Here is a 26,001-nt window from a genome sequence, read left to right as displayed (position 1 = left end):
GACTCTCGAGGCCGGCGGTCACCAGCCAAGAGAGGAGGCGACCATGGCGAAGCCTGACAAGGTGGCGGCCGTCGCCGAGATCGCGGACCGGTTCCGCAACAGCTCGGCAACCGTTGTCACTGAGTACACCGGCCTCTCCGTGGCGCAGTTGTCGCAGCTGCGCGACGCTCTCGGCACCTCTGCCAAGTACCGGGTCGCGAAGAACACCCTCGTTCAGCGTGCCGCGCAGGACGCGGGCGTCGAGGGTCTCGACGACCTCTTCGTCGGTCCGACCGCCATCGCCTTCGTCGAGGGCGAGCCGGTCGACGCCGCGAAGGCACTGCGTGACTTCGCGAAGGACAACTCCGCCCTGGTCATCAAGGGCGGCTACATGGACGGCAAGGCCCTCACCGTCGACGAGATCACGCGGATCGCCGATCTCGACAGCCGTGAGGTCCTGCTGGCCAAGGCCGCGGGTGCGTTCAAGGCCAAGTTGTCCCAGGCGGCCGCGCTGTTCCAGGCGCCGGCCTCCCAGGTCGCCCGCCTGGCCGCCGCGCTCGAGGAGAAGCGCAAGGGCGAGGCCGGCGACGGTGCCGAGGCACCAGCCGAGAGCTGATCAACCACCACCCCCGAACGTAGAGTTCGCATCTAGAGAGGAACGCCACCATGGCGAAGCTGAGCACCGAGGAACTGCTCGACGCTTTCAAGGAGCTGACGCTGCTTGAGCTGTCCGAGTTCGTGAAGCAGTTCGAGGAGACCTTCGACGTCACCGCCGCCGCCCCGGCCGCGGTCGTCGCCGCCGCCCCGACGGGCGCCGCCCCGGCCGAGGCCGCCGCCGAGCAGGACGAGTTCGACGTCGTCCTCGAGTCGGCCGGCGACAAGAAGATCCAGGTCATCAAGGTCGTCCGCGAGGTCGTCTCGGGCCTGGGCCTGAAGGAGGCCAAGGAGCTGGTCGAGGGCGCGCCCAAGGCCATCCTGGAGAAGGTCGACAAGGAGGCCGCCGACGCCGCCAAGGAGAAGCTGGAGGGCGCCGGCGCCAAGGTCACCCTCAAGTGACCCTGCTGGTCTGACCAGTATTCCGCCGAAAGGGGCGGGCACCCGGGCTCCGGGCGCCCGCCCCTTTCGCATGCCCGCCGAGGCGTCTTTAGCGTGCTAAAGCCGGTTCCCGTGACGGCCGGGGCGCTGCGAATTCCGACATACCGGCGTCGCACTCCCGGACCGACCGTCTTTAGCCCGCTAAAGCCGCTGCGGTGGGCTGCGCGGGGGACCCGGATGGGTTACGGTGCTGCGGTGCCGCGCCCGGCCGGCCACTCGAAAACTCGTGAGTAACCTCCCGGCGACCTGGCTCGTTGCACCAGGGAGCGGTCGGTTCCCGCGGCCGGAGTGCGCACGGGCTTCAGCGTGGAGGTGCAATGGGTGCCGAGGTGGTCATCGAGGGCCTGACGAAGTCCTTCGGAAAGCAGACCATCTGGCGGGACGTCACACTGACCCTCCCGCCCGGCGAGGTCTCGGTGCTGCTCGGACCGTCGGGGACGGGCAAGTCGGTGTTCCTCAAGTCGATGATCGGCCTGCTCAAGCCGGAACGCGGCAGTTGCGTGATCAACGGCGTCGACATCGTCACCTGCTCGGAGCACAAGCTCTACGACACCCGCAAGATGTTCGGCGTGCTGTTCCAGGACGGCGCCCTGTTCGGCTCGATGAACCTCTACGACAACGTCGCCTTCCCGCTGCGTGAGCACACCAAGAAGTCCGAGTCCGAGATCAAGCGGATCGTGCTCGAGAAGCTGGAGATGACCGGTCTGTCCGGTGCGGAGAAGAAACTCCCCGGCGAGATCTCCGGCGGTATGCGCAAGCGCGCCGGCCTGGCCAGGGCACTGGTGCTGGACCCGGAGATCATCCTGGTCGACGAGCCCGACTCCGGCCTCGACCCGGTCCGCACCACCTACATCAGCCAGCTGTTCATCGACGTCAACGCCCAGATCGACGCGACGTTCCTGATCGTCACGCACAACATCAACCTCGCCCGCACCGTCCCGGACAACATCGGCATGCTGTTCCGCAAGGAGCTGGTCATGTTCGGCCCCCGCGAGGTGCTGCTGACCAGCGAGGAGCCGGTCGTCAAGCAGTTCCTCAACGGCACGATGGACGGCCCGATCGGCATGAGCGAGGAGAAGGACTCGGCGCAGATGGCCGCCGAGCGCGCCATGTTCGAGGCCGGTCACCACGCGGGCGGCGTGGAGGACGTCAGCGGCGTGCCCGCGCAGATGCAGCCCACGCCCGGCCTGCCCGAACGCCAGGGCGTCCGCCGCCGCAAGGACCGCGTCATGCGGATCCTGCACACCCTGCCCGCCGAGGCCAGGGAGACGATCATCGCCTCGCTGACGCCGGAGGAGCAGCGCCACTACGGCGTCGGCCCGGCCAGACAGACCGCCCGGATCAACAATCGCGGTGACGTGCCGCCGCGGCACCACTCCGGCCAGCTGCCGACCGACCAGGTCGCCCAGCTGCCCGGCGCCCAGTGGCAGGCCCCGCCGAACCGTGGGCAGGGCAGCACGTGACGTCACGCTCCACCGCCGCACGCATCCCCGGGATGGGGATGCTCCGGGAGACCGGGAAGCTCTTCGCACTCGGCCTCGACGTCACTCGCGGCATCTTCCAGCGACCGTTCCAGCTGCGCGAGTTCATCCAGCAGTCGTGGTTCATCGCGAGCGTCACCATCCTGCCGACGGCGCTGGTCGCGATCCCGTTCGGCGCGCTCGTCGCACTGCAGCTGGGCTCGCTGATCACCCAGCTCGGCGCGCAGTCGTTCATCGGCGCCGCGAGCGTGCTGGCGATCATCCAGCAGGCCGCGCCGATCGTGACCGCGTTGCTGGTCGCCGGTGCGGGCGGGTCGGCCATCTGTGCCGACATCGGCGCCCGCACCATCCGCGAGGAGATCGACGCCATGGAGGTCCTCGGGGTCTCCGCGGTGCAGCGCCTGATCGTGCCGAGGGTGCTGGCCTCGATGCTGGTCGCGGTGCTGCTCAACGGCGTCGTCAGCGTCATCGGCGTGCTCGGCGGCTACTTCTTCAACGTCGTGCTGCAGGGCGGGACGCCCGGCGCCTACCTGGCCAGCTTCTCCGCGCTGGCCCAGCTGCCCGACCTGTGGATCAGCGAGCTGAAGGCGCTGATCTTCGGCTTCATCGCCGGCGTGGTCGCCGCCTACCGCGGCCTGAACCCGCCGCCGGGGCCGAAGGGCGTCGGTGACGCGGTCAACCAGGCCGTGGTCATCACGTTCCTGCTGCTGTTCTTCGTGAACTTCATCCTCACCCTGCTGTACCTGCAGGTCGTTCCGGCGAAGGGGAGCTGATGTCCGTCCGCTCCGCATTCGGCCAGGGGGCGCGCCGCGTGGTGAACGCCCCGCTCGGCGTGCTCGACCAGCTCGGTGACCAGCTGTCGTTCTACGTCCGCGCGCTGGCCTGGGTGCCCCGCTCGGTCCGCCGCTACCTCAAGGAGACGATGCGGCTGCTGGCCGAGGTGAGCTTCGGCTCCGGCGCGCTGGCCGTCATCGGCGGCACGGTCGGCGTGATGGTCGGCCTGACCGTGTTCACCGGTGTCGTCGTCGGTCTGCAGGGCTTCGCCGCGCTGGACCAGATCGGCACCGCCGCGTTCGCCGGGTTCGCCTCGGCCTACATCAACACCCGCGAGATCGCGCCGCTGGTCGCCGGTCTCGCGCTGTCGGCGACGGTCGGCGCGGGCTTCACCGCCCAGCTCGGCGCCATGCGCATCTCCGAGGAGATCGACGCGCTGGAAGTCATGGGCGTGCCGAGCCTGCCCTACCTGGTGACGACCCGGATCATCGCCGGGTTCATCGCGGTGATCCCGCTGTACATCATCGGCCTGCTGATGTCGTATCTGGGATCACGCGTGGTCACGGTGTACTTCTACGGCCAGTCCGCGGGCACCTACGACCACTACTTCAATCTGTTCTTACCACCGCAGGACGTCTTCATATCGTTCGCGAAGGTGCTGATCTTCTCGGTGATCATCATCCTGTCGCACTGCTACTACGGCTACCGTGCCAGCGGCGGCCCGGCCGGTGTCGGCGTCGCGGTCGGCAGGGCGGTGCGCACGACGATCGTCACCGTGGCCATCGTCAACTTCTTCATCGGGTTCGCCGTGTGGGGCACCGATGTCACGGTGAGGATCGCGGGATGAGCGGCGTCGTCGGCAGGAGGCTGCTGGGGCTGGGCTTCGTCGTCGTGATGGTCGGCGCCATCGCGTTGAGCATCGCCATGTACAGCAAGGCGTTCTCCTCGTTCGTCACGGTGAAGGTGCGCGCGGACAAGGTCGGCAACCAGCTCGCCGAGCGGTCCGACGTCAAGCTGCGCGGCCTGATCATCGGCACGGTCACCGGCGTCGCCCCGACGCCGGAAGGCTCCGAGCTGACCCTGTCGCTGCTGCCCGACTCGGCGAAGCTGGTGCCGGCCAACGTCACCGTCCGCTTCCTGCCGAAGACGCTGTTCGGCGAGCGGTTCGTGGCCATGGAGATCCCCGAGCAGCCCGCCCGGCAGTCCATCCGCGACGGTGACGTCATCGCGCAGGACCGCAGCAGCGCCGCCGTCGAGCTGTCCCAGGCGTTCGAGCACCTGCTGCCGGTGCTGCAGGCGGTGCAGCCGCAGAAGCTGTCCAGCACGCTGACCGCCATCTCCACCGCGTTGCAGGGCAGGGGAAAGCCACTCGGCGAGACGCTGTCCGAGCTGAACACCTACGTCGGCGACCTGAACCCGCACGTGCCCGCCCTGCAGCACAACCTGACCGAGCTGGCGAAGTTCTCCGAGAGCCTCGCCGACGCCGCCCCGGACGTGGTGGCGACGCTGGGCAACCTGTCGGTGACCTCGCAGACGGTCGTCGACCAGCGCAACAACCTGCAGGCGCTGTACGGAAACCTCACCACGGCCGGTGAGGACCTGCGGTCGTTCCTGGCCGCGAACAAGGAGAACCTCATCTCGCTGGCCGACACCGCGCGGCCGACGGCCGAGCTGCTGGCCAAGTACGCGCCCGAGTACCCGTGCGTGATCGGGCAGATGGCCGAGGTGCTGCCGAAGATCGACCAGGCCTTCGGCAAGGGCACCAACAAACCCGGCCTGCACGCGACGATCGAGATCGTCGCCAACCGCGGGCCGTACAAGCCGGGACAGGACGAGCCGAGGTTCGAGGACAAGCGCGGACCGCGCTGCTACGACATGAAACAGTTCCCGCAACCGTTCCCGCAGCACCCGCCGGACGGCCCGATCAAGGACGGCAGCGTCTCGCCGCCGGCGGCCCGTTCGTACAACGACGGCCTGCTGCCACCGACCAACGCCGAGAAGGTCATGCAGGGCGGCAGCGCCGCGGGCGGGCTGGCCTACAGCGACGCCGAACGTGACCTGCTCGGCCAGCTGGTCGGCATGCAGGCGGGCGTCGACCCCGCCACCGTGCCGAGCTGGAGCACGCTGCTGGTCGGCCCGCTCTACCGCGGGGCGGAGGTGACGATCCGATGAGGGGACTGACCGCTCCGCTGGTCAAGCTGATCGCGTTCATCGTGGTCACCGTGCTGTTCACCGCCGTGCTCGGCATCAGCGTCGCCAACGTGAACCTCAGCAGCACCAAGACCTACAGCGCGCGGTTCACCGACGCGACGCTGTTGCTGCCCAACGACGACGTCCGCATCGCGGGTGTCCGCGTCGGGCAGGTCACCGACGTCCGCGTGGTCGACCGGCGCCAGGCCGAGGTCGAGTTCGAGGTGGACGCCGGACGGCGGCTGCCGGAGGGCGTCACCGCGACGATCAAGTTCCGCAACCTCGTCGGCCAGCGCTACATCGCGCTCGGCCAGGGCACCGGCGACCCGGACCGGCTGCTGCCGGAGGGCGGCTCCATCCCGCTGGAGCGCACCCGGCCCGCGCTGGACCTGACCGAGCTGTTCAACGGCTTCAAGCCGCTGTTCCGCGCGCTGTCGCCGGAGGACGTCAACACCCTGTCCTACCAGGTCATCCAGGTCCTGCAGGGCGAGGGCGGGACGGTGGAGAGCCTGCTCGCCAACACCGCGTCGCTGACCACGACGATCGCCGAGAAGGACCGCGTGATCGGCGAGGTCATCGACAACCTCAACGGCGTGCTGACCACGGTCAACGAGCGCAGCCCGCAGCTGAACGACCTCATCGTGCGGCTGCAGGAGCTGGTCACCGGACTGGCCGCGGACCGGGAGCCGATCGGTGAGGCCATCGAGTCGCTCGGCGGGCTCGCCGACACCACCGCCGGCCTGCTCACCGAGGCCCGTGAACCACTCAAGAACGACATCGCCGCACTGGGCACGCTGACGAAGAACCTCAACGACAGCGAGGCGCTGGTGGAGCACTTCATCCAGTTCCTGCCGAAGAAGGTGACCGCGCTGACCCGCACGGCGGACTACGGCTCGTGGTTCAACTTCTACCTGTGCGAAGCCAGCGGCAGCGTGGCGTTGCCGCCGCTGATCAGTCAGCCGATCGACGTCCCGATCGCTCCGGCCACGAGGGAGCGGTGCACGGCATGAAGTCCTTCCAGAAGCGCAATCCCGTCCCGATCGCGGTCGTCGGCATCGCGGTCATCGGGCTGGGCGTGGTCGCGGCGCTGAACTCCGAGGCGCTGCCGATCATCGGCAACGGCACCAGCTACACCGCCGAGTTCAGCGAGGCAGCCGGCCTGGTGCCCGACGACGAGGTCCGGATCGCGGGCGTCAAGGTCGGCGCGGTGTCCGACATCGAGCTGGACGGCGACAAGGTGCGGGTGTCGTTCCGGGTTAAGGACGCCTGGCTCGGCGACCGCACCAGCGCCGCCATCAAGATCAAGACGTTGCTGGGGCAGAAGTACCTCGCGCTCGACCCGGCCGGGCAGAACGTGCTCGACCCGGACGACGCCATCCCGAAGGACCGCACCGCCGCGCCCTACGACGTGCTGGAGGCGTTCCGCGGGCTGTCGCAGACCGTCGACCAGGTCGACACCCAGCAGCTGGCGCAGAGCTTCGACGTCATCTCGCAGACCTTCTCCGACACCCCGGACGAGGTGAAGGGCGCGCTGTCCGGGCTGTCGAAGCTGTCGGAGACCATCGCCACCCGGGACAGCCAGCTGCGCGGCCTGCTGGCCAACACCCGGCAGCTGTCCGGCACACTGGCCGACCGCGACGCCGAGGTCACCCGGCTGATCGGTGACGGCAACAAGCTGCTGGAGGAGGTCGGCCGCCGCAAGCAGGCCATCACCACGCTGCTGGAGTCGACCAAGACCCTGTCGACCGAGCTGCGGGGGCTGATCGACGACAACGACGAGCAGCTCGGTCCGGTGCTCACCCAGCTCGACCAGCTCACCGCCATGCTGCAGCGCAACCAGGAGGCGCTGGGCGAGGGCATCAACAAGTTCGCCCCGTTCATCCGGGTGTTCACCAACACCATCGGCAACGGGCGCTGGTTCGACAACTACATCTGCGGCCTGGTGCTGCCGTCGGTCGGACCGATCAACGAGGACGGGTGCCACTCGCGATGACACAGACACGGTTCGGACAGGCGGCGGCCCGCTGGGTCGCCGTGGCCTGCGTGTTCGGCCTCGTCGTGGCCGGCGTGCTGTGGTGGACGCTGAAGGACCCCGGCAAGAAGCACGCCACGGCGTACTTCCCGACCGCGGTCGGCCTGTACGAGGGCAACAGCGTGCGGATGCTGGGCGTGGAGATGGGCACGGTCACGAAGGTCGAGCCGCTCGGCGACCGGGTCCGGGTGCAGCTGGAGTACGACCGGGCGGTCAACATCCCGGCCGACGCCAGCGCCGTGATCGTCGCGCCGTCGCTGGTCAGCGACCGCTACGTGCAGTTCGCGCCTGCCTACACCGGCGGTCCGGTGATGGCCGAGGGCACCGTCGTCCCGATTGAGCGCACGTCGGTGCCGCTGGAGGTGGACGAGCTCTACGCCAGCCTGACCAGGGTCAGCCAGACGCTCGGGCCGAACGGCGCCAACAAGGACGGCTCGCTGTCCGACCTGCTGAAGACGCTCGCGGAGAACTTCAAGGGCAACGGCCAGGCACTGCATGACACGATCAGCAGGCTGGGGCAGGCGTCGGGCACGCTGGCGGGCAGCTCGGACGACCTGTTCGCCACCGTGCGCAACCTCGGCGAGTTCTCCACCACGCTGGCAGGCAGCGACCAGCAGATCCGCACGTTCGAGCGGCAGCTCGCCGACGTCAGCGGCTTCCTGGCAGGCGAGCGCGCCAACCTGGCCGCCACCGTGCAGCAGCTCGGCACGACGCTGGAGTCGGTCAAGACGTTCGTGGACAACAACCGGCAGCGGCTGCGGACCAACGTCGAGAAGCTGGCCAGCGTCACCCGGGTGCTGGTCGAGCAGCGCGGCGCGCTGGCCGAGATCCTCGACGTCGCACCGGTCGGCCTCGGCAACCTGGTCAACACCTACAACGCGTCGGCGGGAACCCTGGACGCGCGGGCCAACCTGAACGAGCTGACTCAGCCGCCCGCGGCCATGGTGTGCAACCTGCTCAGGCAGACCCCGGAGGCCCTCGACGCCCTCGGCGACCTGTGCGGGAAGGTCGCGCCGCTGATCGACGGCACGGTGCCCGCACCGTCGATCGCGCAGGTCATCCAGGCCGCGAACAGCGGACAGCTGCCGCCGTTGCCGCTGCCGGTGGCCGAGGCCGTCTACGGGGGTGCGCGATGAAGCGTCTCGTGCTGGCCTGCGCCGGGGTGCTCGCGCTGGGCGGCTGCGGATTCACCGGCATCTACGACATCCCGCTGCCCGGTGGCGCGGACCTCGGCGACCACCCGTACACGATCAAGGTCCACTTCCGCGACGCACTGGACCTGGTGCCGCAGTCCGGCGTGAAGGTCAACGAGGTGCCGGTCGGCCGGGTGGAGAACATCCAGGTCGCGCCGGACGGCTGGACCGCCGAGGTCACCATGCTGGTCAACGGTGAGGTCGAGCTGCCTGCCAACGCGCTGGCCAACCTGCGGCAGTCCAGCCTGCTCGGCGAGAAGTACGTCGAGCTGGCACCACCCGCCGCCGGTCAGGCCCAGGGCAGGCTGGGCGAGGGCATGCTGATCCCGATCGAGCGGACCAACCGCAACGTCGAGGTCGAGGAGGTGCTCGGCGCGCTGTCGATGCTGCTCAACGGCGGTGGCGTGGAGCAGCTCAACACGATCACCAAGGAACTCAACGCCGCCACCCAGGGCCGGGCGCCGGACCTGAAGAACCTGCTCAACAACGCCAACCGGCTGGTCACCAGCCTGAACGAGCAGTCGGCGAGCATCACCCGGGCGCTGGACGGGCTGAACCGGCTGTCGACGACGCTGAACGGCCAGCGCGACACCATCGCCGGAGCGCTGGAGAAACTCGGGCCGGGCCTGAAGGTGCTGGAGGAGCAGCGTGGCCAGCTGGTCACCATGCTGCAGGCGCTGCGCAACCTGTCCGGGGTGGCCACCGAGACGATCAACCGCAGCTCGGCCGACCTGGTCGCCAACCTCAAGGCGCTGCAGCCGTCACTGGAGAAGCTCGGCGAGGCCGGGTCCGCCCTGCCCAAGGCGCTGGAGGTGCTGCTGACCTACCCGTTCAGCGACGCCGCCGTCGCCGGTGCCAAGGGCGACTACTTCAACCTGTACGCCAAGATCGACCTGAACCTCAGCGAGGTGCTGGCCAACCTCGGCCGGAGCAGGCAGAACCCGCTGCAGGACCTGCTGCCGCCGCAGCTGGACGGCACGCACGTCGGTGAGCAGCCGAACGCGCCGCCGCCGCTGCCGATCCCCGGCATGAGCCCGCAGCAGCCCGCACCCGGTGGGGGCCAGCCGCAGCCGCAGCAGACCGGCGTCGGCGGCATCTTCGGGATTCTGAACGGAGGTGCGGGCTGATGCTGGTTCGCAGGACGAAGCTGCAGCTCACCGCGTTCTTCCTGATCGCGGTGGTGTCGGTGGTCTACGCGCTGTTCCGGTTCACCGACATCGACCGGGTGTTCGGCGCCGGTGGTTACACCGTGCGGCTGGAACTTGCCTCCTCGGGAGGGATCTTCAGCAACGCCGAGGTCACCTACCGTGGTTACAACGTCGGCCGGGTCGGCGACCTGCGGCTGACCGAACGTGGCCTGGAGGTCGACCTCAACATCGAGCCGGACACCCCGCGGATCCCCGCCGACCTGCAGGCGCTGGTGGTCAACCGGTCGGCCGTCGGCGAGCAGTTCGTCGACCTGCGGCCGGTCAGCGAGGACGGCCCGTACCTGGAGCAGGACTCGGTCATCCCGGTCAACCGGTCCAGCACGCCGGTGCCGACCGAGCAGGTCATCGGCGACCTGGACAGCCTGGCATCCTCGGTGCCGACCGACGCGCTGCGCACCGTCGTCGACGAGAGCTACAACGCGTTCAACGGCACCGGCGGCGACCTGCAGAACCTGATGGACACCGCCCGTGAGTTCACCAGGGCCGCCCAGCAGAACCTGCCGCAGACGGTGACGCTGCTGGAGCAGGGCGGCAAGGTGCTGGAAACCCAGAACGAGCTGTCCGGGTCGTTCAAGTCGTTCAGTGGTGACCTGGCGAAACTGTCGCAGACGTTGAAGGACACCGACCCCGACCTGCGCAGGCTCATCGGCATCACCCCGCAGGTCGCCACGCAGATCAGCGAGGTGGTCGCCGAGACCGGGCCCGCGCTGGGCGCGCTCACGGCGAACCTGCTGACGACGTCGAACCTGCTGGTCACCCGGCTGGACGGGCTGGAGCAGGGACTGGTGACCTACCCGCTGCTGTCGGTCGGTGCGCACACGGTGGCCCCCGGCGACGGCACCGCGCACCTCGGGCTGGCACTGAACCTGTTCGACCCGCCGTCGTGTACCAAGGGCTACCGTTCGTACTCCGAGTTCCGCACCGGCAACCGGCCGGAGGACCTCACGCCGAGGGAGCCGATGACCGACGCGTACTGCGCCGAGCCGAAGGGCAGCCCGATCAGCGTGCGCGGCGCGCAGAACGCGCCGTACAACGGCGTGCCCACCGTGCCGTCCCAGGAGGAGGTGGACGCCAACTCCGGCCGGTCCGCCGAGGAGCTGGCGTATCTTCGGGCCACCCGCGGCGGTGTGCCGGGCGTCGGCGGCGCGCCGGGGCTGACCATCCTGAGCCCGGGACAACTGCTCGGCCTGGCCGGGTGAGCACGTGGAAGGAGATGACGTGACCGAAAGCGACGCCGCCGAGGACAGGGACCCCGCGCGCACGCCGAAGCTGGTGTTCCTCGGGTCCATGGCCCTCGCCGTCGCGGCCGTGGTGGTCGCGGGCATCTTCGGCGTCCAGTGGGCGCTGGCCTCCGGCGACGACAACGCCGCGCTGGCCCGGTCGCGGGACGACGTCGCGCGGGCCGCGACCACGGCGGTCAAGGCGTTCACCGAGTTCGACCACGCCGACCTGGGTGCCTACTTCGCCCGTCAGCGGGAGATCGCCGCGCCGCAGATGATCGAGCAGATCAACAAGTCCGAGGAGACCTATCGCAAGGCGATCACCGAGGCGAAGACCTCGGTGGTCACGACCGTCCAGGACGTCGCCGTCGAGGAGCTCGACAACCACAAGGGCGAGGCCAGCGTGCTCGCGGCCATCTCGACCGAGGTCAGCAAGGGTGCCGACAAGGGCGTGAAGTCGTTGCGGCTGGAGCTGACCATGAGCCGCGTCGGCGAGGACTGGAAGCTCACCGGCATCGGCAACGTGCCGATCGTCGGTGCCACGCAGTAGGGAGTTCGTGTTGCCACAGTCTCGCCGTCCGGCCGAGCCGCCGTCCCGCCGCCCGCGGGTGGCCGGCATCCGCAGGCCCGGAACCAGCGCGGACCGGCCGAGCCCTCGGCCGCGGCCCGCTCCTGAGCCTTCGCCGGAACCGGAGCCCGTGGTCGAGGCCACCGAGCCGGTGTCGACCGTCGGCACGGAGGTGCCGGTCGTCGAGGAGCCCGAGGAGGCGGAGGAGAAGCCGCGGCCGCGGCAGAAGTCCAAGCGGGACTGGGGGCCGAAGACCGACAGCGAGCCGGAGGTCGCCGACGAGCCCGCGCCCAAGCTCCCCGAGACGACCGAGCGGCGGGTCAGGCGGTGGTACCAGCTGGCCGCCGTGATGGTCGTCGTCGCGCTGGTGTTCGGTGGCCTCGCGGTGTTCTTCAAGATCAAGGAACAGCAGGCCTCGGGCCCCACGGAGAACGCGGCGCTGCTCGACGTCGCCAAGACCGCGCAGGTCAAGCAGGCCGTCACCACCGCGGCCGAGTCGCTGTTCTCGTACAACTTCAACGACATCGCCAAGACCGAGAACGCGGCGAACGACCTGCTGGCCGGGGACGAGGTCCGGACGAAGTACAACGTGCTGATGGCCGAGGTGAAGCGGCTCGCGCCGGAGCAGAAGATGGTCGTCACCGTGAAGGTCACCCGCAGCGCCGTGGTGATGCTCGACGGCGACCGGGCCAAGGTAATGGTGTTCGTCGACCAGACCTCGACCAGGACCGACCAGAACAAGACGTCGTCGGCCGGTGCGCAGATGTGGTTCAACACCGAGTACCGCGACGGCAAGTGGAAGGTCACCGACCTGGAGACCTACGCGGGCGGTCAGCCTGCCAAGCCGACGTCGCCCCCGCCGGCCTCGGGCCAGCCTCCGGTACCGGCCCCGCCCGGCAACTGACACGATTACTCCAGTCGAGCGATTGGGGAACGTGATGGGGTCTGGGGTCAACCGGCGGCGGATGCTGGGTATCGGTGCCGCCGCGACGGCCGGTGTGCTGGTCGGCGCGGGTTCGGCGAGTGCGGGTTCGCCCGCCGACCGCATTGCCGCCGTCTACCGGCGTGAGGTCGGCAGGGCCGGTGGCACCTGGTCGTCCGTGATCACCGCCGGCGGGACGCGGCCGGTGTCGGAGCGGGCGGACGAGGTCGTCGAGGCGTACAGCGTGAACAAGCTCGCGGTGGCGACCGCGGTGCTGGACAAGGTCGACCGCGGGCTGCTGAAGCTGGACCAGCGGGTCGACGTGACGGCCGAGATCGTCATCCGCGACACCGATGGCATCTTCGGGCTCGACGGCGCGTACCCCAGCTCGGTGACCCTCGGGCACGTGCTGGCCAACCTGCTGACCGTGTCGGACAACACCGCCGTGCGGCTGTGTGGGCTGGTGTGCCCGGCGGCGGAGCTGAACGAGATCTTGCGGGCGAAGGGCTTCGTGCACACGCAGGTGGTGCCGGTGGCCAACCCGAACCGGTTCTTCCTGGGCAAGACGACGCCGAACGAGACGCACACGCTGCTGACCAGGCTGGTCGAGGGCACGCTGCTGGCGAAGACGTCGACCGACTACCTGCTGTCGGTGCTGCGCTCGCTGACGTCGTTCACCGACGGCGTGCGGCTGCACCTGCGCTCGCCGGAGCGGCTGCGGGTGGCGACGAAGGCCGGCTGGTTCAACGACGGCCGCAACGAGGCCGGGATCATGTTCGACGAGGCGGGCAAGCCGGTGGTGACCTACTCGCTGTTCGCGTCCGGGACGTTCACCGGTGACAAGGCCGCCAACGACGCCGACTTCGGCGCGACGCACCCGGCGCTCAAGGCCAGGGCGGCGCTGGGCCGGGCGATGATGGACGCCGTCGGCAAGCTGTCGGCGCCCGCGGCCCGGACGTTCACGGCTCCGGCCTACCGGCCGTACAACGGTGGCTGAGTTGTCCGAAAGTGCCCGGATGGGCCGTTCGAATGTGAAACGCTGACGAGGTGGGCAATCCGTTCGTTGGCGAGGTGAGCTGGGACCGGCACGAGGACGCCTGGATCGGGGTGTTCCACCCGGGCTACCTGCACCTGCTGCGGATCAACGCGGACGGTCTGCGCCGGCTGATGGTGACCCGGCTGGCCGAGCACGCCCGGGGTGGCGTGCTCGGCAGGCCGGACCCGCGGCTGGACGCGCTGATCTGGGCGCACCGGATGGCGTTGTCGACGCCGCTGCCGGAGCTGGAGATCCTCATCCCGGCCGTCAACAACCTGCGGAAGTTCCTCGACGCGCTGCCGCCGTCCGGCGCGGTGGTCGAGCTGCGGGGCTGGCCGGACCGCTACGTCTGGGGCATGGTCGCGCTGGACCTGTGGGTGGCGCTGGACGCCTGGCTGCGGGCGTGGAGCTACGGCGAGCTGGTCGACGGCGTGCCGAGCCCGCCCGAGTCCGAGCTGCGCCCCTGGACCGACCTGCGTGACTGGCTGAACACGCAGATAGTCGTCCCCCTCCGCCCAGTCGACTGACCGCGCGAGTCGTACGTTCTGACGCGCGAGTCCACCGTTCCCGCCCCGCGAGTTGACCGTTGCGCTCCCGCGAGTTGACCGTTCCGCCCCCCGCCCGAACCGTCTTTAGCCCGCTAAAGCCGCCTCGGCGCTCCGGCGTGCTTGCCACGGACACGGGGGCGGATAGCCCGCTGTCCGGTGTGAAGGTCGAGTTTGTGTCGTCTCATGTGGTGAAGGTGGCCTTCACGACCATCCACCCCGGCGTCGCGGCCTCACCAGTCACATCCGGCCCAGCAGACCCAGCCGTCACCACGAAAGAGACCCAGCAAAGTTCCCCAATGTGGCATTGGGGAACTTGAACTCCCCCAATGCCACATTGGGGGCACACAGCACCCGGACTTCGCCGGGGCCCTGGCGTCAGATGCCGTGAGGCCCCCTCACGGCATCGGCGCCACCACGTCAGCGTGCGCCGAATGGTCAACTCGCGGGGGCGCAACGGTGGACTCGCAGGTCCGCAGGGGTGGACTCGCGGCGCGCGGGAGCGGGGGCACTCCTCCAAGCGGCGGGATCGGGGCGTGGCATCTTGACTGCGGGAGCCGGGACGGTCACGCTTACAGCAGCGGTCCGGGCCTCATGCGGGAGGGGCGGACCGGTGTACTGAGGAAGCGGTACAGGACAGCCTGTGAAGGCGCTGCACGCGAGGTTGGGCCCCGGTCGGAGAGCCCCCTCGACAGATGCCGCCATTAGGGCTAGACTGCTTCTTTGCGCTGCCCACTTTCAGGCTGCCCTGAGCAGGTAGCTAGGATGGTCGGCACCACCGCACCCTTGACAGACCGTGATGCGCATTGCTACCGGGCTGTCAGCCGCACATTTGTCCCCGGAAGGACGCATCTTGGCAGTCTCTCCCGCGAACCAGGCCACTGCTGCGACCACCTCGGCTGTATCTGACTCGGAGAACACGGTAATCCCCAACGCGCCCAAGCGCGTCTCCTTCGCGAAGATCCGCGAGCCGCTGACCACGCCGAACCTGCTCGACGTGCAGATCCGGTCGTTCGAGTGGTTCACCGGCGACGAGGCGTGGTTCCAGCGCCGCGTCGAGGAGGGTGAGGAGAACCCGGTCGGCGGTCTCGAAGAGGTCCTCAACGAGATCTCGCCGATCGAAGACTTCTCCGGTTCCATGTCCCTCTCCTTCTCCGATCCGCGCTTCGACGAGGTCAAGGCCTCGGTCGAGGAGTGCAAGGACAAGGACATGACGTACGCCGCGCCGCTGTTCGTCACCGCCGAGTTCGTGAACAACAACACTGGCGAGATCAAGAGCCAGACGGTCTTCATGGGTGACTTCCCGGTGATGACCGACAAGGGCACGTTCATCATCAACGGCACCGAGCGTGTCGTGGTGTCGCAGGTCGTCCGCTCGCCCGGCGTGTACTTCGACCAGACCGTCGACAAGGCCACCGACAAGGACGTCTACAGCGTCCGGATCATCCCGAGCCGGGGTGCGTGGCTGGAGTTCGACGTCGACAAGCGCGACACCGTCGGCGTCCGCATCGACCGCAAGCGCCGCCAGCCGGTCACCGTCCTGCTGAAGGCGCTGGGCTGGACCACCGAGGCCATCCGCGAGCGCTTCTCGTTCTCCGAGACGCTGCTGGCGACCCTCGAGAAGGACCACACCGCCGGCACCGACGAGGCGCTGCTCGACATCTACCGCAAGCTCCGCCCGGGCGAGCCGCCCACGAAGGAGAGCGCGCAGACGCTGCTGGAGAACCTGTTCTTCAAGCACAAGCGCTACGACCTGGCCAAGGTCGGCCGGTACAAGGTCAACAAGAAGCTCGGCCTCTCGCTGCCGTACGACACCGGCACGCTGACCGAGGACGACATCGTGTCGACCATCGAGTACCTGGTCCGGCTGCACGCCGGCGAGGAGCGGATGCAGGTCGCGGGCTCGGACGAGACCATCCCGGTCGAGACCGACGACATCGACCACTTCGGCAACCGCCGCCTGCGCACCGTGGGTGAGCTGATCCAGAACCAGATCCGGGTCGGCCTCTCCCGCATGGAGCGCGTGGTGCGCGAGCGGATGACCACCCAGGACGTCGAGGCGATCACGCCGCAGACCCTGATCAACATCCGCCCGGTCACCGCGGCGATCCGGGAGTTCTTCGGCACCTCCCAGCTGTCGCAGTTCATGGACCAGAACAACCCGCTGTCGGGCCTGACCCACAAGCGCCGCCTGAACGCGCTGGGCCCCGGTGGTCTGTCCCGTGAGCGGGCCGGCATGGAGGTCCGCGACGTCCACCCGTCGCACTACGGCCGCATGTGCCCGATCGAGACCCCGGAAGGCCCGAACATCGGCCTGATCGGGTCGCTGTGTTCCTACGCGCGGGTGAACCCGTTCGGCTTCATCGAGACGCCGTACCGCAAGGTCGTCGAGGGCCGGGTCACCGACCAGATCGACTACCTGACCGCGGACGAGGAAGACCGCTTCGTGAAGGCGCAGGCCAACGCGCCGATCGACGACGAGGGCAACTTCCTCGAGGACCGCGTCATGGTCCGCAAGAAGGGCGGCGACGTCGAGCTGATCGACCCGCTCGACGTGGACTACATGGACGTCTCGCCGCGGCAGATGGTGTCCGTGGCCACGGCCATGATCCCGTTCCTGGAGCACGACGACGCGAACCGCGCGCTGATGGGCGCGAACATGCAGCGTCAGGCCGTTCCGCTGCTGCGCAACTCCGCGCCGCTGGTCGGCACGGGTGTGGAGCTGCGGGCCGCGGTCGACGCCGGTGACGTCCTCGTCGCCGAGCAGGCCGGTGTGGTCGAGGAGCTGTCGGCGGACCTGATCACGGTCATGCACGACGACGGCACCCGCAAGAGCTACGGGCTGTACAAGTTCCGCCGCTCGAACCACGGCACCTGCTTCAACCACCGGCCGATCGTCAACGAGGGCGACCGGGTCGAGAAGGGCCAGGTCATCGCCGACGGCCCGTCCACCGAGAACGGTGAGATGGCGCTCGGCAAGAACCTGCTCGTGGCGATCATGCCGTGGGAGGGCCACAACTACGAGGACGCGATCATCCTGTCCCAGCGCCTGGTGCAGGACGACGTGCTCACCTCGATCCACATCGAGGAGCACGAGATCGACGCCCGCGACACCAAGCTGGGTGCCGAGGAGATCACGCGGGACATCCCGAACGTCTCCGAGGAGGTCCTGGCCGACCTCGACGAGCGCGGCATCGTCCGCATCGGTGCCGAGGTCCGCGACGGCGACATCCTGGTCGGCAAGGTCACGCCCAAGGGTGAGACCGAGCTGACCCCGGAGGAGCGGCTGCTGCGTGCGATCTTCGGTGAGAAGGCCCGCGAGGTCCGCGACACCTCGCTGAAGGTGCCGCACGGCGAGACCGGCAAGGTCATCGGCGTCCGCGTGTTCTCCCGCGAGGACGACGACGAGCTGCCCCCGGGCGTCAACGAGCTGGTCCGCGTCTACGTGGCGCAGAAGCGGAAGATCCAGGACGGCGACAAGCTCGCCGGCCGGCACGGCAACAAGGGCGTCATCGGCAAGATCCTGCCGGTCGAGGACATGCCGTTCCTGGAGGACGGCACCCCGGTCGACGTGGTGCTGAACACCCACGGTGTGCCGCGACGGATGAACATCGGCCAGATCCTCGAGCTGCACCTGGGCTGGCTGGCCTCGCAGGGCTGGAAGGTCGAGGGCAACCCGGACTGGGCGAAGAACCTGTCCGAGGAGCTGCGCGACGTCGACCCTGGCACGAACACCGCCACCCCGGTGTTCGACGGTGCCCGCGAGGAGGAGCTCACCGGGCTGCTCTCGTCGACCAAGCCCAACCGGGACGGCCAGCGCATGGTCGGCCCGAACGGCAAGGCGACGCTGCTGGACGGCCGCTCCGGCGAGCCGTACCCGTACCCGGTCGCGGTCGGCTACATGTACATCCTGAAGCTGCACCACCTGGTGGACGACAAGATCCACGCCCGGTCCACCGGTCCGTACTCGATGATCACCCAGCAGCCGCTGGGTGGTAAGGCGCAGTTCGGTGGCCAGCGCTTCGGTGAGATGGAGTGCTGGGCGATGCAGGCCTACGGTGCGGCCTACACGCTGCAGGAGCTGTTGACGATCAAGTCCGACGACGTGATCGGGCGGGTCAAGGTCTACGAGGCCATCGTCAAGGGCGAGAACATCCCGGAGCCGGGTATCCCCGAGTCGTTCAAGGTTCTGCTCAAGGAGCTGCAGTCGCTGTGCCTGAACGTGGAGGTCCTCTCCACCGACGGCGCCGCGATCGAGATGCGCGACTCCGACGACGAGGACCTGGAGCGGGCTGCCGCGAACCTGGGCATCAACCTGTCCCGCAACGAGTCGCCCTCGGTGGACGACGTCGTGCAATGACCTCGCACCTGGGCCGGGAGGCACCTCCCGCGTCGCCCGGCCCAGGTAGCCGACCCCTCTAGCCGAATCAACCCCAAGGGGATGCAAGGACGTGCTGGACGTCAACTTCTTCGATGAGCTCCGGATCGGTCTCGCCACCGCCGACGACATCCGTCAGTGGTCCTACGGCGAGGTGAAGAAGCCGGAGACCATCAACTACCGCACGCTCAAGCCGGAGAAGGACGGGCTCTTCTGCGAGAAGATCTTCGGTCCGACCAGGGACTGGGAGTGCTACTGCGGTAAGTACAAGCGGGTCCGCTTCAAGGGCATCATCTGCGAGCGCTGCGGCGTCGAGGTGACCCGCGCCAAGGTGCGCCGTGAGCGGATGGGCCACATCGAGCTGGCCGCCCCGGTCACCCACATCTGGTACTTCAAGGGCGTTCCGTCGCGGCTGGGCTACCTGCTCGACCTGGCCCCGAAGGACCTCGAGAAGATCATCTACTTCGCGGCCTACGTGATCACCGGTGTGAACACCGAGCTGCGGCACAACGACCTGCCGACGCTGGAGAACGAGATCGGCGTCGAGCGCAAGAACATCGAGCTCAAGCGCGACGCCGACATCGAGGCGCGGGCGCAGAAGCTGGAAGCCGACCTGGCCGAGCTGGAGGCGGAGGGCGCCAAGTCCGACGTCCGCCGCAAGGTCAAGGAGGGCGGCGAGCGTGAGATGCGTCAGCTGCGCGACCGTGCGGGCCGCGAGCTGGACCGGCTGGAGGAGGTCTGGACGACCTTCACCAAGCTGGAGCCGCGTCAGCTGATTGCCGACGAGCTGCTCTACCGTGAGCTGATCGACCGCTACGGCGAGTACTTCACCGGCGGCATGGGCGCGGAGGCCATCCAGAAGCTGGCCGCCGAGTTCGACGTCGCCGCCGAGGCGGAGAACCTGCGCGACACCATCCGCAACGGCAAGGGCCAGAAGAAGCTGCGGGCGCTCAAGCGGCTCAAGGTCGTCGCCGCGTTCCAGGTGACCGGCAACGACCCGCGCGGCATGGTGCTCGACGCCGTCCCGGTGATCCCGCCGGACCTGCGCCCGATGGTGCAGCTGGACGGTGGCCGGTTCGCCACGTCGGACCTCAACGACCTGTACCGCCGGGTCATCAACCGGAACAACCGGTTGAAGAGGCTGATCGACCTCGGTGCGCCCGAGATCATCGTCAACAACGAGAAGCGGATGCTGCAGGAGGCCGTCGACGCGCTGTTCGACAACGGCCGCCGCGGCCGCCCGGTGACCGGGCCGGGCAACCGGCCGCTGAAGTCGCTGTCCGACCTGCTCAAGGGCAAGCAGGGCCGGTTCCGCCAGAACCTGCTCGGTAAGCGGGTCGACTACTCGGGCCGTTCGGTCATCATCGTCGGTCCGCAGCTGAAGCTGCACCAGTGCGGTCTGCCGAAGGACATGGCGCTGGAGCTGTTCAAGCCGTTCGTCATGAAGCGGCTGGTCGACCTCAACCACGCGCAGAACATCAAGTCCGCCAAGCGGATGGTGGAGCGGGCCCGCCCGCAGGTGTGGGACGTGCTGGAAGAGGTCATCACCGGCCACCCGGTGATGCTGAACCGGGCGCCGACCCTGCACCGCCTGGGTATCCAGGCGTTCGAGCCGCAGCTGGTCGAGGGCAAGGCCATCCAGCTGCACCCGCTGGTCTGCGAGGCGTTCAACGCGGACTTCGACGGTGACCAGATGGCGGTGCACCTGCCGCTGTCGGCAGAGGCGCAGGCCGAGGCCCGCATCCTGATGCTGTCGGCGAACAACATCCTGTCGCCGGCGTCGGGTCGTCCGCTGGCCATGCCCCGTCTGGACATGGTGACCGGTCTGTTCCACCTGACGCGTCTCATCGAGACCGCCGAGGGTGCCGGGCAGGCGTTCTCCTCGCCGGCCGAGGCGATCATGGCCTACGACCGCAAGGCGATCAGCCTGCACGCGCCGATCAAGATCCGGATCAAGGACCGTCAGCCGGCGAAGGCCGACGAGCCGAAGCTGGCCGAGGCGGGCTGGGAGCCGGGCAAGCCGTGGCTGGCCGAGACGACGCTGGGCCGGGTGCTGTTCAACGACCTGCTGCCGCCGGACTACCCGTTCATCAACGAGCCGATGCCGAAGAAGCGGCAGGCGGCCATCGTGAACGACCTGGCCGAGCGGTACTCGATGACGCAGGTCGCGCAGACCCTGGACCGCCTGAAGGACGCCGGTTTCTACTGGGCGACCCGGTCGGGTGTCACGGTGGCGATCTCCGACGTGCTGGTGCCGGAGGGCAAGAAGGCCATCCTCGACGAGCACGAGGCCAAGGCCGACCAGGTCGAGAAGCGCTACCAGCGTGGTCAGCTCTCGCACGCCGAGCGCAACAACGAGCTGGTCAAGGTGTGGTCGCAGGCCACCGACGAGGTCCACAAGATCATGGAGACGGCGCTGCCGGACGACAACCCGATCGCGATGATCGTGAAGTCCGGTGCGGCGGGCAACATGACCCAGGTCCGTTCGCTGGCCGGTATGCGTGGTCTGGTGTCGAACCCGAAGGGTGAGTACATCCCGCGCCCGATCAAGGCGAACTTCCGTGAGGGTCTGTCCGTGGCGGAGTACTTCATCGCCACGCACGGTGCCCGGAAGGGTCTGGCCGACACCGCGCTGCGGACCGCCGACTCGGGTTACCTGACCCGTCGTCTGGTGGACGTGTCGCAGGACGTCATCGTCCGCGAGATCGACTGTGGCACCAGCCGCGGTATCAACATGAAGATCGGCGAGGACATCGGCGACGGCAAGGTCCTGCGTGACCAGCACGTCGAGACCAGCGTCTACGCCAGGACGCTGGCCACCGACGCGGCCGACGCCAAGGGCAACGTCGTGCTCAACGCCGGCGACGACCTCGGCGACCCGGCCATCGAGAAGCTGCTGGGCAGCGGTATCTCGCAGGTCAAGGTGCGCAGCGTGCTGACCTGTGAGTCCGCGGTGGGTATCTGTGCCACCTGCTACGGCCGTTCGATGGCGACCGGTCAGCTGGTGGACGTCGGCGAGGCCGTCGGCATCGTCGCGGCGCAGTCGATCGGTGAGCCCGGTACGCAGCTGACGATGCGTACGTTCCACCAGGGTGGTGTGGCCGGTGACGACATCACCACCGGTCTGCCGCGTGTCCAGGAGCTGTTCGAGGCCCGTGTCCCGAAGGGCAAGGCGCCGATCGCCGACGTCGATGGCCGGGTGCGCATCGAGGAGAGCGAGCGGTTCTGGAAGATCACGCTGATCCCGGACGACGGCAGCGAGGAGATCGTCTTCGACAAGCTGTCCAAGCGGCAGCGGCTGGCCAACACCCCGGACGGCCCGCTGGCCGACGGTGACCACGTCAACGTTGGTCAGCAGCTGCTGGAGGGCACGCCCGACCCGCACGAGGTGCTCCGCGTGATGGGTCCGCGTGAGGCGCAGATGCACCTGGTGGACGAGGTCCAGAAGGTGTACCGCGCCCAGGGTGTGTCGATCCACGACAAGCACATCGAGGTGATCGTGCGGCAGATGCTGCGGCGCGTCACGATCATCGACTCCGGTTCGACCGACTTCCTGCCCGGTGAGCTCCCCGAGCGCACCAGGTTCGAGGCGACGAACCGGCAGGCGGTGGCCGAGGGCGGCGACCCGGCTTCGGGCCGTCCGGTGCTGATGGGCATCACGAAGGCGTCGCTGACCACGGACTCGTGGCTGTCGGCGGCTTCGTTCCAGGAGACCACTCGCGTGCTGACCGACGCGGCCATCAACGGCCGCAGCGACAAGCTCGTCGGCCTCAAGGAGAACGTCATCATCGGTAAGTTGATCCCGGCCGGCACCGGTATCAACAAGTACCGCAACATCCAGGTGCAGCCGACCGAGGAGGCCAGGGTCGCCGCGTACGCGATCCCGTCCTACGACGACGGCTACTACACGCCGGATGTCTTCGGTACCGGCACCGGTGCCGCGGTGCCGCTGGACGACTACGACTTCGGCCGCGACTTCCGCTGACGTAGTTCTTCCTGACCGAAGAAGCCCCCGGAACTCCCGGGGGCTTCTTCGCGACCCCACCGCGGCGTCTTTAGCAGGCTAAAGACGCCGCTGAGCGTTGCTAAGTAATTCGGGCGGGCATGCTGGGGACGTGATGCTGACCGCGGAGATGGTGGTGGACGGCCTGGTGCCGTCGTCGCCGGTGGTGTCGCCGGACGGGCGACGGGTGGCGTACGTGGCGTGCGCAGCCGGAAAGGATGACCAGTTGTGGGTGGCCACCGGCGAGGGGGCGCCGCGACGGCTGGACGTCCCGGTGGCCAGGGTGACGGCGCCACGCTGGGCCGCCGACTCCGAGTCGATCTTCTTCCTGGCGGACGAGCGGCTCTACCGCGTCGGCCGCGAGCCCGCGGACTGGGGGAGCGGGATCCAGACGTACTGCCTGCTCGCCGACCCGGACCTGGTGGCCGTCGCCGTCGCGGACGAACCGGCAGACCCGCTGGTCCGCGGCAACCCGCCGCCCGCCCGGCTCCGGGTGCTCGACCTGCGCACCGGCGAGGTCCGCCTCCTGGCGGAGTTCGGCGAGCGGCACGTCGCCGAGGTCGTGCAGCGGCCGGGCGGTGGCCCGCTGGCCGTGCTGACCTGGGCGTCGGCCGAGCTGGGGCCAGGCCGGGTCGAACCCGCGCTCCACCTGGTCGACCCGGAGACGGGCGCGGTCACCGATCTCGGCGCCACCCCGGCCGAGGCCGGGACGCCGGTGTGGTCGGGCGGCGAGGTGATGTATCCGGCGCGGACGCCACCCGGGTTGCAGTCCGGTCCGGCCGTGTTCGACGGCACGCATCGCAACCTGACCGAGGGCATGACCGCGTGTCCGGTCGAGCTGGTCCAGGTCGACGACGGTGCGCCGCTGGTGGTGGTCGCCGACGGGCTGGACACCGCGGTCTGCCGGCTCGACCACGGTCGTCCGGTGGAGGTCTTCCGGACCACGGGCAGGCTGACCCAGCTCAGCGCGAACGGCGGTGTGCTGGCGGCGATCGTCAGCACGGCGGACCAGCCCAGTGACGTCCATGTGGGCCCGATCGGTGGACCGCTGCACCGGCGCAGCGACACCCGGCCGGAACTCCGTGACGTCACGTGGGGCGTCCAGGAGCGCCTGGCGTACCGGGCCGCCGACGGGCTGGCCCTGGACGGGCTGCTCGTCCTGCCGCCCGGCCGCACCCACGCCGACGGCCCGTTTCCGCTGGTGACCCTCGTCCACGGTGGGCCGGACGACCGCTACGCCGACGAGTTCATGCTGCACTGGGCGCACTGGGGGCAGTGGCTGGCCCACGCCGGCTACGCGGCGTTCCTGCCCAACCCGCGGGGCGGATTCGGGCATGGGCACGAGTTTGCCGCGAGCGTCGCGGGCGCGGTCGGTCAGGAGGAGTGGACCGACATCCTGACCGGCATCGACCTGCTGGTCGCCGAGGGTGTCGCCGACCCGGAGCGGCTGGGCATCGGCGGCTGGAGTCACGGCGGGTTCATGGCCGCGTGGGCGGTGGGGCAGACCGGCCGGTTCGCCGCCGCGGTGATGGGCGCGGGGATCAGCGACTGGGGACTGCAGGTCGCCGCCGGTGAGCTGGACGCGTTCGATGCCGAGCTTGCCGGAAGCACCGGCTGGGAGGGGCCCGGCCCGCACCCGCACGACCGGCGCAGCCCGATCTCCTACGCCTCGGCCGTCCGCACGCCGGTGCTGATCCTGCACGGGGCCGAGGACACGAACGTCCCGCTCGCACAGTCCGAGTACTTCCACCGCGCGCTGCGTCACCACGGGGTCGAGCACGAGTTCGTGGTCTACCCCGGCGAGGGCCACTCCATCCGGCAGCGGGCCCACCAGCTCGACGTCCTCACCCGCACCCGAGCCTGGTTCACCCGCCACCTGCCCCCGACGCCGGACTTAGCGGGCTAAAGACGGCGCTGAGCGTTGCTAAGTAATTGGGGCGGGCTTGGGCTTGCGGGGGCGGGGGAAGTACGTCGCGCGGACCAGGAGCGTGCCGGCCAGCAGCGGCGCGAGTGCGATGAGCAGCAGGAACACTGCCGTGTCGGCCCGTTCGATGATCGGGTTCCACCACAGCGGGCCCAGCGAGACGTCCACGACGGCGTCCTTCTCCGGCAGCGTGTCCCAGGACATCCAGCGCATCTGCGTGACCTCGTGCGTCACACCGTCGTGGGTGTAGAAGCCGTCGACACTGTCCGACGAGCCGCAGGTGGTGCACGTGCCGCTGCCCGCCGTGCCCTCCGACGCCGCCGTGACAGTCAGCCGCACCTCGGGCGCCAGTCCGGTGAGCGCGGCGGCCGCGTTCCCCGCCACCGAGATGCCCGGCACGAGCAGCGCCAGCGCGACGAGCGACCGGAAGGCCAGTGACATCGCCGTCAGCGGCTGCCGGTCCGCGGCCTCGCGCCGCCGGTTGAGCGGGCCGCGGATCGACGCGAACGCGCCCCGGCCACGGCCGAGCCACTCCGCCTCGCTCTCCGGCCGGAACGTCTCGCCCCACAGCTCCCCGGGTACCGCGGCCGCGAGCCTGACCAGCCGGAGCGAGTTGGCGAACATCCGCTCCTCGGTCAGCGAACCGGACTCCACGGCGTACAGCGAACCGCCGTGGAAGACCACCTCGCGCACCCGGAACCACGGGTCGCGCAGCAGTTCGCGGACCTCCTCGGTCAGTACTCCGGCGGCGAACTCCGGGTCGGACGTGGTCACGGTGAACCGCCGGTCGAAGCCGGTACCGGTCTCGAACCGGCGCAGCAGGGCGTCGGGCTTGGGCGCGCCGAAGGTGTTCCGGGTGATCCGGGCGTCCTCGAGCGGGGTGAACCGCTCCGGTTCGAACGCGCCGACGTTCGGCGTCAACACCAGCGACGGCACGGCGGGCGTGCGCAGCTGGACCATCGAGTAGGTCCCGTCGACCATCTCGGCGACCTTGGCGACGTCGGGAAAGCCTGGCTCCCCGCGCGGGCCCAGGGTGTACTCCAGCCCGAGCAGCCGGTGCCCGTGGTGGTCGAACTCGATCGCCGCGGTGACGCTGTCCGGCGCGCCGCTGTCGTGAGCGACGGCCAGGCCGTTGCTGGGTACGACGCCGAAGCTCGGCTCGGCCGAACCGCCGAGCCGGCGCATCCAGGTCTTCTGCCGGTAGCCCCGCCATGCCGCCCAGGCCGTGATGACCAGTGGGAACGCGAGCCAGATCAGGGTGGGAACGTCGCTGCCGGTTCCGGTCGACAGCCAGTACAACGACGTCTCCGACAGCGTGATGCCGGCGAGGGCGTAGCAGACGGCGGCTCCGCTGGGCCGCCGCCCGTCGAGCTTGTTGCCGACGAGCAGCAGGACCAGCCCGGCCGCGTAGCCGCCGACGATGAGCCACGGCCCGACGAGCTGGTGGTCCATC

Annotated in this window: 19 protein-coding genes; 18 read left to right on the top strand and 1 reads right to left on the bottom strand. The window is 69.2% G+C overall.

All coding sequences use genetic code 11. From position 1 onward, the window contains the following. The first annotated feature begins 43 nt into the window (after positions 1–43). The 18 genes from rplJ to EWH70_RS09230 all read left to right on the top strand — a co-directional run bounded on the left by rplJ (position 44) and on the right by EWH70_RS09230 (position 24,530). On the top strand, positions 44–595 hold the full coding sequence (rplJ, locus tag EWH70_RS09315) for a 50S ribosomal protein L10 (protein WP_130474895.1): 552 nt from the start codon (positions 44–46) through the stop codon (positions 593–595). Positions 596–645: 50 nt separating this feature from the next. Beyond that, positions 646–1,035, top strand: a complete 390-nt coding sequence (rplL, locus tag EWH70_RS09310) for a 50S ribosomal protein L7/L12 (RefSeq protein ID WP_130474894.1) — start codon at positions 646–648, stop codon at positions 1,033–1,035. A gap of 356 nt (positions 1,036–1,391) precedes the next feature. After that, entirely contained in the window at positions 1,392–2,537 is a 1,146-nt protein-coding gene (locus tag EWH70_RS09305; RefSeq protein ID WP_130474893.1) for an ABC transporter ATP-binding protein, read from the top strand. A gap of 38 nt (positions 2,538–2,575) precedes the next feature. Then, a complete protein-coding gene (locus EWH70_RS09300) occupies positions 2,576–3,328 on the top strand; it encodes an MlaE family ABC transporter permease (RefSeq protein ID WP_420809047.1) in 753 nt (250 codons plus the stop codon). Beyond that, on the top strand, positions 3,328–4,176 hold the full coding sequence (locus EWH70_RS09295) for an MlaE family ABC transporter permease (RefSeq protein WP_130474891.1): 849 nt from the start codon (positions 3,328–3,330) through the stop codon (positions 4,174–4,176). Before EWH70_RS09300 ends, EWH70_RS09295 begins: the two co-directional genes overlap by 1 nt. After that, positions 4,173–5,501, top strand: a complete 1,329-nt coding sequence (locus EWH70_RS09290) for an MCE family protein (RefSeq protein WP_130474890.1) — start codon at positions 4,173–4,175, stop codon at positions 5,499–5,501. Before EWH70_RS09295 ends, EWH70_RS09290 begins: the two co-directional genes overlap by 4 nt. Beyond that, on the top strand, positions 5,498–6,529 hold the full coding sequence (locus EWH70_RS09285) for an MCE family protein (protein WP_130474889.1): 1,032 nt from the start codon (positions 5,498–5,500) through the stop codon (positions 6,527–6,529). Before EWH70_RS09290 ends, EWH70_RS09285 begins: the two co-directional genes overlap by 4 nt. After that, positions 6,526–7,512 carry an MCE family protein gene (locus EWH70_RS09280; RefSeq protein WP_130474888.1) on the top strand — a complete coding sequence of 329 codons (987 nt, stop codon included), beginning with the start codon at positions 6,526–6,528 and terminating at the stop codon, positions 7,510–7,512. The genes EWH70_RS09285 and EWH70_RS09280 overlap by 4 nt, the downstream gene beginning before the upstream one ends. Further along, complete coding sequence (locus EWH70_RS09275) at positions 7,509–8,687, top strand: MCE family protein (protein ID WP_130474887.1); 1,179 nt, start codon at positions 7,509–7,511, stop codon at positions 8,685–8,687. Before EWH70_RS09280 ends, EWH70_RS09275 begins: the two co-directional genes overlap by 4 nt. After that, positions 8,684–9,871 (top strand): MCE family protein, encoded by a 1,188-nt coding sequence (locus EWH70_RS09270; RefSeq protein WP_130474886.1) that lies wholly within the window; start codon positions 8,684–8,686, stop codon positions 9,869–9,871. The genes EWH70_RS09275 and EWH70_RS09270 overlap by 4 nt, the downstream gene beginning before the upstream one ends. Then, positions 9,871–11,151 carry an MCE family protein gene (locus EWH70_RS09265; RefSeq protein ID WP_130474885.1) on the top strand — a complete coding sequence of 427 codons (1,281 nt, stop codon included), beginning with the start codon at positions 9,871–9,873 and terminating at the stop codon, positions 11,149–11,151. Before EWH70_RS09270 ends, EWH70_RS09265 begins: the two co-directional genes overlap by 1 nt. A gap of 19 nt (positions 11,152–11,170) precedes the next feature. Beyond that, positions 11,171–11,722, top strand: a complete 552-nt coding sequence (locus EWH70_RS09260) for a hypothetical protein (protein ID WP_240686888.1) — start codon at positions 11,171–11,173, stop codon at positions 11,720–11,722. Positions 11,723–11,732: 10 nt separating this feature from the next. Then, positions 11,733–12,644 (top strand): hypothetical protein, encoded by a 912-nt coding sequence (locus EWH70_RS09255; RefSeq protein WP_130474883.1) that lies wholly within the window; start codon positions 11,733–11,735, stop codon positions 12,642–12,644. Between the two features lie 34 nt (positions 12,645–12,678). Next, on the top strand, positions 12,679–13,659 hold the full coding sequence (locus EWH70_RS09250; protein ID WP_130474882.1) for a serine hydrolase: 981 nt from the start codon (positions 12,679–12,681) through the stop codon (positions 13,657–13,659). Between the two features lie 50 nt (positions 13,660–13,709). Continuing rightward, on the top strand, positions 13,710–14,225 hold the full coding sequence (locus EWH70_RS09245; RefSeq protein WP_130474881.1) for a hypothetical protein: 516 nt from the start codon (positions 13,710–13,712) through the stop codon (positions 14,223–14,225). A gap of 871 nt (positions 14,226–15,096) precedes the next feature. Further along, positions 15,097–18,603 (top strand): DNA-directed RNA polymerase subunit beta, encoded by a 3,507-nt coding sequence (gene rpoB / locus EWH70_RS09240; RefSeq protein WP_130474880.1) that lies wholly within the window; start codon positions 15,097–15,099, stop codon positions 18,601–18,603. Between the two features lie 91 nt (positions 18,604–18,694). Further along, on the top strand, positions 18,695–22,606 hold the full coding sequence (locus EWH70_RS09235) for a DNA-directed RNA polymerase subunit beta' (RefSeq protein WP_130474879.1): 3,912 nt from the start codon (positions 18,695–18,697) through the stop codon (positions 22,604–22,606). 133 nt (positions 22,607–22,739) lie between these two features. After that, positions 22,740–24,530 carry an alpha/beta hydrolase family protein gene (locus EWH70_RS09230; RefSeq protein WP_130475159.1) on the top strand — a complete coding sequence of 597 codons (1,791 nt, stop codon included), beginning with the start codon at positions 22,740–22,742 and terminating at the stop codon, positions 24,528–24,530. Between the two features lie 18 nt (positions 24,531–24,548). Here the strand turns inward: EWH70_RS09230 and EWH70_RS09225 are convergent, their stop codons facing one another. Further along, the gene (locus EWH70_RS09225; RefSeq protein WP_130474878.1) at positions 24,549–26,000 is read right to left on the bottom strand and encodes a hypothetical protein; all 1,452 of its coding nucleotides are present in this window, start codon (positions 25,998–26,000) and stop codon (positions 24,549–24,551) included. Position 26,001: the final 1 nt, after the last annotated feature.

Origin of the sequence: Amycolatopsis suaedae (genome assembly GCF_004214935.1) — a bacterium.
GTDB classification, from domain to species: Bacteria; Actinomycetota; Actinomycetes; order Mycobacteriales; family Pseudonocardiaceae; genus Amycolatopsis; species Amycolatopsis suaedae.
Note: the sequence above shows the minus strand (reverse complement) of the source record. Positions and strands in the feature narration are given on the sequence as shown.